General features: G+C 75.5%; 1 protein-coding gene. It reads right to left on the reverse strand.

Going from position 1 to position 15150, the window contains the following annotated elements; translation table 11 throughout:
• Positions 1-32: 32 nt before the first annotated feature.
• Positions 33-15149, reverse strand: coding sequence for a type I polyketide synthase (locus ABZW10_RS07415; RefSeq protein WP_355361310.1), 15117 nt, complete (start codon positions 15147-15149; stop codon positions 33-35).
• Position 15150 lies beyond the last annotated feature (1 nt).

The following is a 15150-nucleotide window of genomic DNA, read 5'->3' on the forward strand; positions in this document are numbered from 1 at the left end:
GCCGCCGTCCTGGTTCGCGTGTCGGGTCGGTGTCATGACAGGCCGAGTTCGTTGTCGATGAGGTCGAAGAGTTCGTCGTCGCTGGCGCCGTCCATCCGGTCCTCGATGGAGTCCGCCGCCGTGCCGTCGCCGCCGGCCGCGGTGACCGCCAGGCCGAGGCGGCCCAGGACCTCCCGGAGCCGTTCGGCGAGCCGGTCGCGGTCCGCCGGGTCGTCGGGGGCGCCGGCGAGGGCGTCCTCCAGGCGGTCCAGTTCGGCGAGGCCGGGGACCGGGCCGGGCCCGGCGTCGGGGACCAGTTCGGCGGCGAGGTGTCCGGCGATCGCAGCCGGGGTGGGGTGGTCGAAGAGCAGGGTCGCCGGCAGGGGGTGACCGGTGGCGGCGCGCAACCGGTTGCGCAGTTCCACCGCGGTCAGCGAGTCGAAGCCGACCTCCAGCAGACCGCGTCCGGGCTCGACCGCGGCCGGGCCGCTGTGGCCGAGCACCAGGGCGGCGTGGGAGCGGACCAGGTCGAGGAGGACCCGGCCGCGCTGGGTCTCGTTGAGGGAGCCGAGGCGCTGCTTCAGGACTTCGGGCGCGTCGGCGCCGGTGCCGGCGGCGGGGCCCGCCGCGCCGCGCCGGGCGGCGGGGCGCACCAGACCGCGCAGCAGGGCGGGGACGCCGCCGGTGGCGGCCTGGGCGCGGACGGCCGCGGTGTCGAGCCGCAGCGGGAGGACGACCGGCTCGTCGAGGGTGCCGGCGGTGTCGAAGAGCGCCAGTCCCTGGGCCGGGTCGAAGGCGACGATCCCGCCCCGGGCGATCCGTCGCAGGTCGGCCTCGGTGAGCCCGCCGGTCATCCCGGTGCTGTTGGCCCACAGGCCCCAGGCGAGGGAGCGGCCGGGCAGCCCGTCGGCGCGGCGCCGGTGGGCCAGTGCGTCCAGGAAGGCGTTGGCGGCGGCGTAGTTGCCCTGGCCCATGCCGCCGAAGACTCCGGCGATGGACGAGAACAGGACGAACTCGGACAGGTCCAGGCCGGCGGTGAGTTCGTGCAGGTTGACCGCCGCGTCCACCTTGGGGCGCAGCACGGCGTCCAGTTGCTCGGGCGTCATGGTGGCGACGACGCCGTCGGCGAGGACGCCCGCGGCGTGCACCACCCCGGTCAGCGGGTGTGCGGCGGGCAGGGCGGCCAGCAGGGCCGCGAGGGCGTCGCGGTCGGCGGCGTCGCAGGCGGCGATCTCGGCGTCCGCGCCCAGGGCGGCGAGTTCGGCGAGGAGTTCCGCCGCGCCGTCGGCGGTGGGGCCGCTGCGGCTGGTCAGCAGCAGGTGCCGGACGCCGTGTTCGGCGACCAGGTGGCGGGCGACGTGGGCGCCGATGGCGCCGGTGCCGCCGGTGATCAGGACGGTTCCGTCACCGCCCCAGCCGGGAGTGCGACCGGTGGCGGCCAGCGGTACGCGGGCGAGCCGGGCGATGTGGACGGCCCCGGCCCGGATCGCGAGCTGGGGTTCCCCGGAGGCGAGGGCTTCGGCGAGTACGGCGGGCGGGGTCTCGTGGGCGTCCAGGTCGAGCAGGACGAAGCGGTCGGGGTTCTCGGTCTGCGCCGAGCGGACCATGCCCCAGAGTGCGGCCAGGGCCGGGTCCGGGATGTCGTCGCCGGTCACCGGGACCGCACCCGCGGTGACCAGGACCAGCTTGGAGCCGGTCAGGCGCTCGTCGGCCAGCCAGTCGCGCAGCAGGGCGAGGACCGTTCCGAGGCCGTCGTGGACCGCGTCGCGGAGGGCGCCGGGCGGCGCGTACGGGGCCGGGGCGGGCGGGCAGGCGGCCAGGACCAGCCGGGGCGGCAGCGCGCCCGCGTCGAGCAGCGCGGACAGCGCGGCGAGGTCGGTGACCGTACGCCCGGGGAGCGGTGCGGCGCCGGAGAGCAGGGGCGTCCCGGTGCCGAGCACGGTCCAGGACTCCGGGCCGGGGACGGAGCCCGCCGCCGCGGCACGCTCGGGCAGGGCCTGCCACTCCGGGCGGAACAGTTCCTCGTGGTGTCCGGCGCGGGTGGCCTTGAAGCGGTCGGGCGAGACGGGCCGCAGGACGAGGGAGCGGGCCGAGACCACCGGCCGGCCGGTGGCGTCGGTCGCCCGTACGGCGACGGCGTCGCGGCCGGTGGGGGTGAGCCGCAGCCGGAGTTCGGTGGCGCCGGAGGCGTGCAGGCGCACCCCGTTCCAGGAGAACGGCAGCCAGCCCTGCGCGGGTCCCTCCAGGACGTCGAACACCAGCGCGTGCAGGGCGGCGTCCAGCAGGGCCGGGTGCAGGCCGAACGCGGCGGCGTCCGGCTGCTGCTCCTCCGGCAGGCTCGCGACGGCGTACACCTCGTCGCCGAGCCGCCAGGCCGCGCGCAGGCCCTGGAACGCGGGGCCGTAGGCGAATCCGCCCTCCGCGAAGCGCTCGTACAGGCCTTCCGTGTCGAGGGGGACGGCTCCGGGCGGCGGCCAGGCCGCCGGGTCCACCGGGTCGACCGGGGCGACCGGGGCGGGGTCTCCGGCGGAGCTGAGCAGGCCGCTCGCGTGCCGGGTCCAGGGGGCGTCGGGGCCGTCGTCGGCGGCCCGGGCGTGGACGCTCAGCGGGCGGGTGCCGGAGGCGTCCGGGCTTCCGACGGTGAGCTGAAGTGCGACGGCTCCGCCCGCCGGGAGCACCAGCGGTGCCTCCAGGGTCAGTTCCTCGACCTGGTCGCAGCCGACCTGGTCGCCCGCGCGGACCGCGAGTTCGAGGAACGCGGTGGCGGGGAACAGCACGCCCTCGTAGACGCCGTGGTCGGCCAGCCAGGGGTGGCTGCGGACCGAGAACCTGCCGGTGAAGAGGAACCCGTCGGAGTCCGCGAGTTCCGTTCCGGCGCCGAGCAGCGGGTGGTCGACCGTCAGCAGTCCGGCCGCGGGCAGGCCGGCCGCGGCCGGGCCGGCCTGCAGCCAGTAGCTGCCGCGCTGAAAGGCGTAGGTCGGCAGGTCGACGGCGGAGCGGGACGGGCCGCCGGCGTGGACGGCGTTCCAGTCCACGGGGACGCCCGCGACGTGCAGCCGGGCCAGGGCGGCCGTCGCCGCGGGTGCTTCGGGCCGGTCCCTGCGCAGCAGGGGCACCAGCACGGAACCGCCGGTGGCGCCGGTCAGGCAGTCCTGGCCCATGGCGCTGAGCGCGCCGTCGGGTCCGAGTTCCAGGAACGCGGTCACGCCGTCGCGTTCCAGGTGGCGTACGCCGTCCTGGAAGCGGACGGTGCCGCGCACGTGCTCCACCCAGTAGTCCGGTGAGCCGAGTTGCTCGGCGGTGGCCGGCTCGCCCGTCAGGTCGGAGATGACGGGGATGGTGGCCTCCCCCGGGACGATCCGTGCCGCGACCTCGCGGAACTCGGCGAGCATGGGCTCCATCAGGGGCGAGTGGAAGGCGTGGGAGACCCGCAGCCGTCGGGTCTTGCGGCCGCGCGCGGCGAGCTCGGCGGCGATCTCGTTCACCGCCGCCGCGTCGCCGGAGATCACGGTCGAGGCCGGGCCGTTGACCGCGGCGAGGCCGACGTCGCTCTCGCGGCCCGCGAGCAGCGGCAGTACCTCCTCCTCCCCGGCGGCGAGGGCGGCCATCGCGCCGCCCGCCGGGAGGGCCTGCATCAGCCGTCCCCGCGCGACCACCAGCGCCGCGGCGTCGGGGAGGGTGAACACCCCGGCGACGTGGGCGGCGGCCAGCTCTCCCACGGAGTGGCCGAGCAGCCGGTCGGGGCGCAGGCCCCAGTGCTCGACGAGGCGGAACAGCGCGACACCGAGGGCGAACAGGGCGGGCTGGGTGTACTCGGTGCGGTCCAGCAGGCCGTGGTCGGGCTCGCCGACGGCCGCGTCGATCACCTCCCTGAGCGGGCGGTCGAGCAGCGGGTCGAGTTCCGCGCAGACCGCGTCGAAGGCGTCGGCGAAGACCGGGAACCGCGCGTACAGTTCGGCGCCCATGCCGGTGCGCTGGCTGCCCTGGCCGGGGAACAGGAAGGCGGTCTTCGCGGCCGGGCCGGTCACACCGCTCACCAGGTCCGCCGACGGCTCGCCGGCGGCGAGCGCGGTGAGCCCGTCGAGCAGGGTCTGCCGGTCCGTGCCGGTGAGGGCGGCCCGGTGCTCGAAGGCGCTGCGGTTCAGCGCCAGGGAACGGCCCAGGTCCGCGACGTCGAGGGCCGGGGTGTGCTCCACGTACCGGAGCAGCCGGGCGGCCTGCTCCCGCAGCGCGTCCGCGCCGCGGGCGGAGAGCAGCCAGGGCAGGGCGGGGGCGACGGGCGTGTCAGGGGTCGGCGCGGGGACGGCGGCCGGGGCCGGCTCGGTGGGCTGTTCGAGGATGGTGTGGGCGTTGGTGCCGCTGACTCCGAACGACGACACCGCGGCCCGCCGGGGGCGGCCGGTCTCCGGCCACGGGGTGTCCTCGGTGAGCAGCCGGACCGCGCCGGCCGACCAGTCGACGTGGGGTGTCGGCGCGTCGACGTGGAGGGTGCGCGGCAGCGCCCCGTGCCGCATGGCCTGCACCATCTTGATGATGCCGGCGACTCCGGCGGCGGCCTGGCTGTGTCCGATGTTCGACTTCAGCGACCCCAGCCAGAGCGGCTGCCGCGCGCCGCGTTCCCGGCCGTATGTGGCCAGGAGTGCCTGGGCCTCGATCGGGTCGCCCAGCCGGGTCCCGGTGCCGTGCGCCTCCACCGCGTCGACCTCGGAGGCGGTCAGTCCGGCGTCGGCGAGGGCCGCCCGGATGACCCGCTGCTGGGACGGTCCGTTGGGTGCGGTCAGGCCGTTGCTGGCGCCGTCCTGGTTGACGGCGGAGCCGCGGACGAGGGCGAGCACCGGGTGGCCGTTGCGCCGGGCGTCCGAGAGGCGTTCCAGGACGAGCAGTCCGGCGCCCTCGGCCCAGGAGGTGCCGTCGGCGGCGGCGGCGAACGGTTTGCAGCGGCCGTCCTCGGCGAGCACCCGTTGCCGGCTGAACTCCACGAACGCGCCCGGTGTCGACATCACGGTCACCCCGCCCGCGAGCGCCAGCGAGCATTCGCCGGCCCGCAGCGACCGGGCCGCGAGGTGGACCGCGACCAGCGACGAGGAGCACGCCGTGTCGACGGTCACCGCGGGCCCTTCGAGGCCGAGGCTGTAGGAGATCCGCCCGGACGCCACGCTGCCCGCGCTGCCGATGCCGAGGTAGCCCTCGAACTCCTCGGAGGGTTCGGTGACGCGCGACCCGTAGTCGTGGTGGCTGCATCCGACGAAGACGCCGCTCGCGCTGCCCTTGAGCGACAGCGGGTCGATGCCGGCCCGCTCGAACGCCTCCCAGGAGAGTTCGAGCAGCAGCCGCTGCTGGGGGTCGATGGTCAGCGCCTCGCGCGGGGAGATCCCGAAGAAGGCCGGGTCGAAGCGGTCGGCGTCGTGGAGGAAGCCGCCTTCCCGCGCGTAGGTGCTGCCGGCCCGGTCCGGGTCCGGGTCGTAGAGGCCGTCCAGGTCCCAGCCGCGTCCGGTGGGGAAGCCGGTGATCGCGTCCTGTCCGCCCGCGACGAGCTCCCACAGCTCCTCGGGGGTGCTGACGCCGCCGGGGTAGCGGCAGCTCATGGCGACCACGGCGATCGCCTCGTCCTCGGGCACCGTGGCGGCTGCGGGCACCTGCCCGGGAGCGTCGGGCGTCTCCGTGGCGGGCGCGCCCGGCAGTTCGGTGCGCAGGTGTCCGGCCAGGGCCGTGGCCGTGGGGTAGTCGAAGGCCAGGGTCACCGACAGGCGCAGGCCGGTGGCCACGGCGAGCCGGTTGCGCAGTTCGACGGCGATCAGCGAGTCGAAGCCGATGTCCTTGAACGCCTGGTCGGGGCCCACCGCCTCGGGCCCGGGGTGGCCGAGCACGGCGGCGACCTCGCGGCGGACGAGGTCCAGCAGGGCCCGGTCTCGTTCCGCCGGGGGAAGTGCGGCCAGCCGCAGGGCCGGCGGCTCGGTGCCGTCGGCCGTGCTCCGGGACCCGCTCACGGCGGCGAGAACATCCCGTACCTCGGGCAGGTCCCCGAGGGCGGCACTGGGCCGAAGCGCCGTGAACGCCCGGGTGAAGCGGTCCCAGGCGAAGTCGGCGACGAGGACGGCCGTGTCGTCGTGGTCGAGGGCCTGGCGCAGCGCGATGGTGGCCGCGGCGGGATCCATGGCGGGCAGGCCGTCGCGGATCAGCCGTTCGGCGACCGCTCCGGAGGCGAGGCTGTCGCCGCCCCACAGGCCCCAGGCCACCGAGGTGCCGGGCAGTCCGAGGTCGCGGCGCTGCCGGGCCAGCGCGTCGAGGTAGGCGTTGGCGGCGGCGTAGCTGCCCTGGCCGGTGCCGCCGAGCGTGCCGGCGAGCGAGGAGAACAGCACGAAGGCGGTCAGGTCGAGTTCACGGGTGAGCGCGTCGAGGTTGCGTGCGCCGTCGAGCTTGGGGCGCAGGACGCCGGCCGCGCGTTCGGGGGTGATCGAGTCGATCACCCCGTCGTCGAGGACGCCCGCGGTGTGCAGTACGGCGCGCAGCGGGCGCTCGGCCGGAATGCCGGCGAGCAGTTCCGCCAGTGCCTCGCGGTCGGCGACGTCGCAGGCCACCGCGGTGGCGGTGGCACCGAGTCCGCGCAGTTCGGCCAGCAGGGCGGCGGCCCCCGGGGCCTGTGCGCCGCGCCGGCTGGTGAGCAGCAGGTGCGCGGTGCCGGTGCGGGCGAGCCATCGGGCGATCTGGGCGCCGAGGCCGCCGGTGCCGCCGGTGATCAGGACCGTGCCCTCGGGTGTCCAGTCGCGGACGGGGGCGGTGTCACCGAGTCCGGCGTGGACGACCCTGCGGCCGTAGAGGCCGGTGGCGCGTACCGCCAGCTGGTCCTCGCCGTCGGGGCTCGTCAGTGCTTCGGCGAGCCGGGTCGCGGCCCGGTCGTCGAGCCGTCGCGGCAGGTCGACCAGGCCGGCCCACCGCTGCGGGTACTCGACACCGGCGACCCCGCCGAGGCCCCAGACCAGGGCCTGGAGCGTGCTGTCGATCCGGTCGGAGCGGCCGACCGACACCGCGCCCCGGGTGGCGCACCAGAGCGGGGCGTCGGTGCCGAGGTCGCCCAGGCCCTGGAGGAGTGCGACCGTCAGGGTGAGGCCGCGGGGAAGCGCCGATCCGTCGCCGTGCGGTTCTTCGGCCAGGGCGAGCAGCGACAGGATTCCGGCGGGCGGCCCGTCGGTGTGGTCGTGGGCGTCGCGGAGCAGTGCGGCGAACCGTGTCCGCTCGGTCGCGTCGGGGCCCGCCTCGACCAGGACGGGTGTGGCGCCGTGTCCGCGCAGGGAGTCCACGGCGAACGCGACGGCCGGGTCGTCGGCGGCGCCGGCCGGGGCGACGACGAGCCAGCTGCCGGTGAGCCGGGGCTGCTCGGGTGCCGGCAGGGGCTTCCAGGCGACCCGGTAGCGCCAGCTGTCGGCGGTCCGGTCGGCGGCCCGGCCGCGTGCCCACTCGGCGAGGGTGGGCACCAGGGAGGCGAGGGAGGCCCTCAGTTCCCCGTCCTCGACCCGCAGGGTGGTGGCGAGGGCGTCCAGGTCACCGTGGTCGACCGCCTCCCAGAAGCCGGAGTCGGCCGGACCGGTGCCGGTCATGGCGTCGGTGCCGGTGATGGCGTCGGCGGGCCGGTCGGGGGTGGTGTCCAGCCAGTAGCGCTGCTGCTGGAAGGCGTAGGTGGGCAGGGGCCGTTTGCGCGCGCCGGTCCCGGCGAACACCGTGCCCCAGTCCACCGGCAGTCCACGCACCTGGAGTTCGGTGAGCGCGGCGAGGAAGCGGCCGGGGCCGCCCTCGGCGCGGCGCAGGGTGCCGACGACGGCTCCGTCGCCGGCCCCGGCCGCTTCGACGGCCTGCTGGAGCCAGACGGTCAACGCGGGGTGGGTGCTGCACTCGACGAAGGTGTGGTGTCCGTCGGCGATGAGTGCGTCGACCGCCCGTCCGAACTCCACTGGCCGGCGCAGGTTCTCGTACCAGTACGCGGCGTCCAGGCCCAGGGTGTCCAGGGGGCCGCCGCTGACCGTGGAGTAGAACGGGATGTCGGACGTCCGCGGCACGGTGCCGCCGAGGAGGGTGAGCAGTTCCTCCCGCAGCTCCTCCACCTGGGGCGAGTGTCCGGCGAAGTCCACGCCGGGAACCGGCCAGGTCAGGACACCCTCCTCGGAGTACTGCTCGCGCAGTCGTTCCAGTGCCGCCGGGTCGCCGGAGACCGTCACCGACGTCGGCCCGTTGACCGCGGCGACGTCGAGTGCCCTGTAGTCGGCGGACAGTGTGTCGCGGACGGCCTCGACCGGCTGCGGCACGAACAGCATGCCGCCCCGTCCGGTCAGGGCCAGCAGGGCCCGGCTGCGCAGGGCGACGATCCGGGCCGCGTCGTCCAGCGAGAGCGCGCCGGCCACGCAGGCGGCGGCGATCTCCCCCTGGGAGTGGCCGACCACGGCGTCGGGGACGATCCCGTGCGCCCGCCACAGCGCGGCCAGCGACACCATGACGGCGAACAGCACCGGCTGCACCACGTCCACCCGGTCCAGCGGGGGCGCGTCGGGCTCCTCCCGCAGGACCGCGAGCAGCGACCAGTCCAGGTGCGGGGCGAGGGCGCGTTCACAGGCCGCGATCCGGTCGGCGAAGGCCGGGGCGTGGTCGAGCAGTTCCCTGGCCATGCCGGCCCACTGGGATCCCTGGCCGGGGAAGACGAAGACGGTCCTGGCCGATCGGGCGACGGTGCCTTCGACCAGGCCGGGTGCGCGGTCTCCCGCGGCCAGCGCGGCCAGGCCGCCCAGCAGGGTCGTGCGGTCGTCGCCGACGACGGCCGCGCGGTGCTCGAAGGCGGTCCTGGTGGTGGCCAGGGAGTAGCCGACGTCGACGGGCGACAGCTCCGGATGCTCCGTCAGGTACGCGTGCAGCCGCTCCGCCTGGGCCTTCACCGCCTCGGTGGTCCGCCCGGACAGGACCCACGGGACGGCGGCCTGCGGAGTGTCCGGATCCGTCGCACCGGACACGGCGGACGGCCCGGCGGTGGGGACGGATACGGATCCGGCAGGCGCATCGGATCCGGCGGCGGGTGCGGACCCGGCCGGCGAGGCGGGCAGCGGGAGTGCGGGCTCGGCGGGCGGCTGCTCGATGACGACATGGGCGTTGGTGCCGCTCAGGCCGAACGAGGACACTCCGGCCCGGCGCGGTCGGCCGGTCTCCGGCCAGGGTGTGGCCTCGGTCAGCAGCGCGACGGCGCCCGCCGTCCAGTCGACGTTCGGGGACGGCCGGTCGATGTGCAGGGTCCGCGGCAGCTCGCCGTGCCCCATGGCCAGCACCATCTTGATGATGCCGCCGACCCCGGCGGCGGCCTGGGTGTGCCCGATGTTCGACTTCAGCGACCCGAGCCACACCGGCCTGTCGGCCGGCCGGTCCTGGCCGTAGGTGGCCAGCAGCGCGTCGGCCTCGATCGGGTCGCCCAGCCGGGTACCGGTGCCGTGCGCCTCGACGGCGTCCACGTCGGCGGCCGTCAGCCGGGCGTTGGCCAGCGCGTCGCGGATCACCCGCTGCTGGGCCAGGCCGCTGGGCGCGGTCAGCCCGTTGCTCGCGCCGTCCTGGTTGATCGCCGAGCCGCGCAGCACCGCGAGCACCGGGTGGCCGTTGCGGCGGGCGTCCGAGAGGCGTTCCAGGAGCAGCAGGCCCACGCCCTCGGCCATGCCGAAGCCGTCCGCCGAGGCGGCGAAGGACTTGCAGCGCCCGTCCTCGGCGAGCCCGCGCTGCCGGCTGAAGCCGGTGAACGACAGCGGGGTGCCCATCACCGTGGCGCCGCCCGCCAGTGCCAGCGCGCACTCGCCCGAGCGCAACGACTGCGCGGCGAGGTGGACCGCCACCAGTGACGAGGAGCAGGCCGTGTCCACGGTCACGGCGGGCCCCTGGAGGCCGAGTTGGTAGGCGATCCTCCCGGACAGCACGCTGGTGGAGATGCCCGCGATGAACAGGCCCTCCAGTTCCTCGGGAAGGTCACGCAGGGTGCCGCCGTAGCCCTGGTAGGAGGCGCCGGCGAAGACCCCGGTCGGGGTGCCGTGCAGGGACGCCGGGTCGATGCCGGCGCGCTCGATCGCCTCCCAGGAGGTTTCGAGCAGCAGTCGCTGCTGCGGATCCATGGCCAGTGCCTCGCGCGGCGAGATCCCGAAGAACCCGGGGTCGAAACGGTCCGCGTCCCTGACGAACCCGCCCGCGGCGGTGTAGCTCCTGCCGGGCCGGTCAGGGTCCGCGTCGTACAGCGCGTCGAGGTCCCAGCCCCGGTCGGACGGCAGCCCGGAGACGGCGTCGCGCCCGTCGGCGACCAGGCGCCACAGGTCCTCGGGGGTGCGTACGCCGCCGGGGTAGCGGCAGCTCATGGCGACGATCACGATGGGGTCGTCGTCCGCGGCGGGTGCCACCGACGGCGGCTGCCGGACGGCGGCGGGTTCCTCGGCGGCGCCCAGCAGTCCGGTCTCCAGGCGCCGGGCGAGCGCGGTCGCCGACGAGTAGTCGAAGACGACGGTGACCGGGAGCCGCAGGCCGGTGGCGGTGTTGAGCCGGTTGCGCATGTCCACCGCGGTCAGGGAGTCGAAGCCCAGGTCGCGGAAGGCGCGGCCGGGGGCGACCGCGTCCGGCGAGTCGTGGCCGAGGACCGCGGCCGCGTGGGTCCGGACCAGGTCGACCAGCGCCCGGGTCCGCTCGGCCGCCGGGAGCGGCTCCAGCCGGTCACGCAGCGCCGAGGGCGTGCCCTCGGCCCCGGCCCCGCCGGTCTCCGGTTCGGCGGCCAGCGCGGTGCGTACCTCGGGGAGTTCCCCGATCAGTGGGCTGGGGCGCGCCGAGGTGAAGACCGTCGCGAAGCGGTCCCAGTCGATGTCGGCGACCACGACCACCGTCTCGTCGTGGTCCAGGACCTGCTGGAGCCCGGTGATCGCGACCGCGGGCGGCATGAAGAGCACGCCGTGGCCGCGCAGGGTCTCCTCCGCCAGTTCGGCCGCCATCCCGGCCCCGCCCTCGGGGTTCCAGATCCCCCACACCACGGAGGTCGCGGCGAGGCCGCGGCTCCTGCGGTCCTCGGCGAGGCCGTCGAGATAGGCGTTGGCGGCGGCGTAGGCGCCGTGGACGGCGCTGCCCCACACCCCGGAGATGGAGGAGAACAGCACGAACGCGTCGAGCGTGTCCCGGTCGAAGAGCAGGTCCAGGTTCCTGGCCCCGCCGACCTTGGCGTGGAGGGTGCCGGCGAACTCGTCCGCGTCGGTGGCGGGCAGTGGCACCAGCAGCCCGGCCCCCGCGGCGTGGAAGACGGTACTGATCCGGTGGCCGTCCTGTTCGAGGCCGTCCTTCAGTGCGCGCAGGGCCTCCAGGTCGGCGACGTCGCAGGAGGCCAGGGTGACCCGGGCGCCGAGGGCGGCCAGTTCCTCGGAGAGCTCCGGCGCACCCGGCGCGTCCACGCCGCGCCGGCTGACCAGCACCAGGTGCCCGGCTCCCCGCCGGGCCAGCCAGCGCGCGATCTGCGCGCCGATCCCGCCGGTACCGCCGGTGATCAGCACGGTGCCCCCGGGCTGCCACCTCCGCCGCGGCGCGGTGTCGCCCAGGGCGGACCGGACCAGCCGCCGGCCGTGGCAGCCGGTGGCCCGTACGGCCACCTGGTCCTCGTCCCCGGCCTCACCGGCCAGCACCCGGCACAGCCGCGATGCGGTGTCCGCGCCCAGGACCTCCGGGAGGTCGATCAGACCGCCCCAGCGCTGCGGGAACTCCAGCGCGGCGACCCGGCCCAGACCCCAGAGCAGGTTCTGCGCGGCGCTGACCGCGCTCCCGGTGTCCGTGCCCCCGACCGACACCGCACCCCGGGTCGCCCACCACAGGGGCGCGTCGATCCCGGCGTCGCCGAGGGACTGCACCAGGGCCAGGTTGAGCGCGGTGCCCAGCGGGACGGAGGGGTGCGCCGAGTGCGGGCGCTCGTCGAGGCCCAGCAGCGACAGCACTCCCGTCACCGGGCCGGGCAGCGCGTCGAGGGACGCGCGGACCCGGTCGGCCAGCACGGCGCGGTCGGCCTCCGCCTCGGTGATCCGTACGTGGACCACCGAGGCGCCGGCCTGTTCCATGACGTGGACGGCCGCCTCCGACCGGCGCACCCCGTCCTCGGGCTGACCGTCCGACGACAGGACGAGCCAGCTGCCGTCCAGTGGGACCGGAGGGCCCTCGGGCAGGGCTCGCCAGGTCACGCGGTAGCGCCAGGAGTCGAGCACCGAACGCTCGGTGCGCTCGTCGCGCCAGGTGGCGAGCGCGGGCAGCACCACGTTCAGCGGGTCCTCGGGCGCCACCCCGAGGGCCGTGGCGAACCGGTCCAGGTCACCCCCGCCCAAGGCCTCCCAGAAGTCGTCGCCCTCCGAGGACGTTCGGGAAGGACCGCCCGCCGCGGGGCCGGTGTCCTCCAGCCAGTACGGGCGACGCTGGAAGGGGTAGGTGGGCAGGGAGACGCCGTCCGGACGGTGTCCGGCGAACACCCGGTCCCAGTCGGGCATCAGACCGCCCGCGTGGGCCTCTCCCAGGGACGTCAGGAAGCGGTCGAGGCCGCTCTCGCCGCGCCGCAGCGTGCCCACGACCACGGCGGGGCCCTGCGCGGAGCCGGCGGTGTCGGCCTCGTCGGCGCTCTGCTGGACACCGAAGGTGAGCACGGGGTGCGGGCTGGCCTCGATGAAGAACCGGAAGCCCTCCCCCAACAGCGTCTCCGTGGCCCGCCCGAACTCGACGGTCCGACGGAGGTTGCGGTACCAGTACTCCGCGTCCAGCGCCTCCGTCTCCAGCCAGCCACCCGTCACCGTCGAGAAGAACGGCACCGAACCCGAGCCGGGAGCGACCCCGGCCAGATCGGAGAGCAGCCGCTCACGGACCTCCTCCACATGCGAGGAGTGCGACGCGTAGTCCACCTCGATCAGACGCGCCCGCACACCCTCCGCGACCAGTTCTTCCACCAGGGCCGTGACCGCGTCCGCGTCACCCGACACCACCGTCGACGACGGACCGTTCACCGCCGCCACCGACAACCCACCCGCCCACGGGGCGATCCGCTCCCGCACCGCATCCACCGGCAGAGGCAACGAGGCCATCCCACCCCGACCGGCCAGCACCTTGATCGCGCGGGAACGCAACGCCACCACCCGCGCCCCGTCCTCCAGACTCAGACCACCCGCCACACAAGCCGCAGCGATCTCACCCTGCGAATGACCCACCACCGCGTCCGGAACAACACCGAACGAACGCCACACCTCCGCCAACGACACCATCACCGCCCACAACACCGGCTGCACCACATCCACCCGCGCCAGCAACCGCTCCGAACCCAACGCCTCCGTCAACGACCAGTCGACATGAGCCGCCAGAGCCCGTTCGCACTCCGCCATCCGCCCCGCGAACACCTCCGACCCGGACAGCAACTCCGCAGCCATCCCCACCCACTGCGAACCCTGACCCGGGAACACCAACACCACACGACCCGACGACACCCCGTCGCCCCGCACCAGCCCCGGCACCGACCGGCCCTCGGCCAGCGCCTTCACGCCGTCGATCAGCCGGTCCGGGTCGGTGCCCACAACCACGGCCCGCCGCTCGAAGGCGGTACGCGTGAGGGCGAGGGCGCGGCCGGTGTCGGCGGCCCGCACGGGGCCGGGACCGGCGCTCAGGTGCGCCAGCAGCCGGGCCGCCTGGTCGCGCAGCGCCTCGTCGGTACGCCCGGACAACACCCAGGGCAGCGGGTGCGCATCGCCACCGGCCGCGGTGTCGGCCACCGGTTCGGCTTCCTTCGCCGGGGCCTGTTCCAGGATCAGGTGGGCGTTGGTGCCGCTGACGCCGAAGGCGGACACCCCGGCCCGGCGCGGGCGTCCCGTGTCGTCCCAGGCGCGGGCCTCGGAGAGGATTTCCACGGCTCCCGACGACCAGTCCACCATGGGCGTCGGCCGGTCCGCGTGCAGGGTCCTGGGCAGTTCGCCGTGCTCGATCGCCAGCACCATCTTGATGACGCCGCCCACGCCGGCCGCCGCCGAGGTGTGGCCGATGTTCGACTTCAACGAGCCCAGCCACAACGGCCGTTCGGCGGGCCGTCCCTGGCCGTAGGTGGCCAGCAGGGCCTGCGCCTCGATGGGGTCGCCGAGGGTGGTGCCGGTGCCGTGCGCCTCCACCACGTCCACCTCGGACGCCGTCAGGCGCGCGTCCGCCAGCGCCGCACGGATCACCCGCTGCTGCGCCGGGCCGCTGGGCGCCGTCAGTCCGTTGCTCGCACCGTCCTGGTTGGTGGCCGAACCGCGGATGACGGCCAGCACCGGGTGCCCGTTGCGCCGGGCGTCCGACAGCCGCTCCAGCAGCAGGACGCCGGCGCCCTCGGACCAGCCGGTTCCGTCCGCGTCGGCCCCGAACGCCTTGCAGCGGCCGTCGGCCGACAACGCGCGCTGGCGGCTGAACGCCACGAACGCGTCGGGGGTCGCCATCACCGACACCCCGCCGGCCAGGGCCAGCGTGCAGTCACCCGCCCGCAGCGCGCGGATCGCCAGGTGCAGGGCGACGAGCGAGGAGGAACAGGCCGTGTCCACGGTCACCGCGGGCCCTTCCAGGCCCAGGGTGTAGGCGATCCGGCCGGAGACCACACTGCTCGCGGTCCCGGTGTCCAGCAGGCCCTGGACATCGGGGAGGTGGCGCGAGCCCGCGCCGTAGCCGTTGCCGATCGCCCCGAGGAAGACACCCGTGCCGGTGCGCCGCAGCGTGCGGGGGTCGATCGCGGCCCGCTCGACCGCCTCCCAGGCGGTCTCCAGTGCCAGCCGCTGCTGGGGGTCCGTCGCCAGGGCCTCGCGCGGCGAGATGCCGAAGAACTCCGCGTCGAACTCGGCCGCGTCGTGCAGGAAGCCGCCGTTGCGGGTGTAGGAGGTGCCGGACCGCTCGGGGTCCGGGTCGTAGAGGCCCTCCAGGTCCCAGCCGCGGTTCACCGGCCAGGCGGAGATCGCGTCGGCGCCCTGGGAGACCAGGTCCCACAGTCGTTCGGGCGTGTCGGCGCCGCCGGGATAGCGGCAGGCCATCGAGACGACGGCGATCGGTTCGTGGCGGGCCTGCTCGGCCTCGCGCAGCTGCCTCCGGGCGTCACCGAGGTCAGCGGTGGCGCGCCTGAGGTAGTCGAGCAGCTTCTTGTCGTCGGACATC

The organism is Kitasatospora sp. NPDC004723, from assembly GCF_040609255.1.
In the GTDB taxonomy this organism is placed as follows: domain Bacteria; phylum Actinomycetota; class Actinomycetes; order Streptomycetales; family Streptomycetaceae; genus Kitasatospora.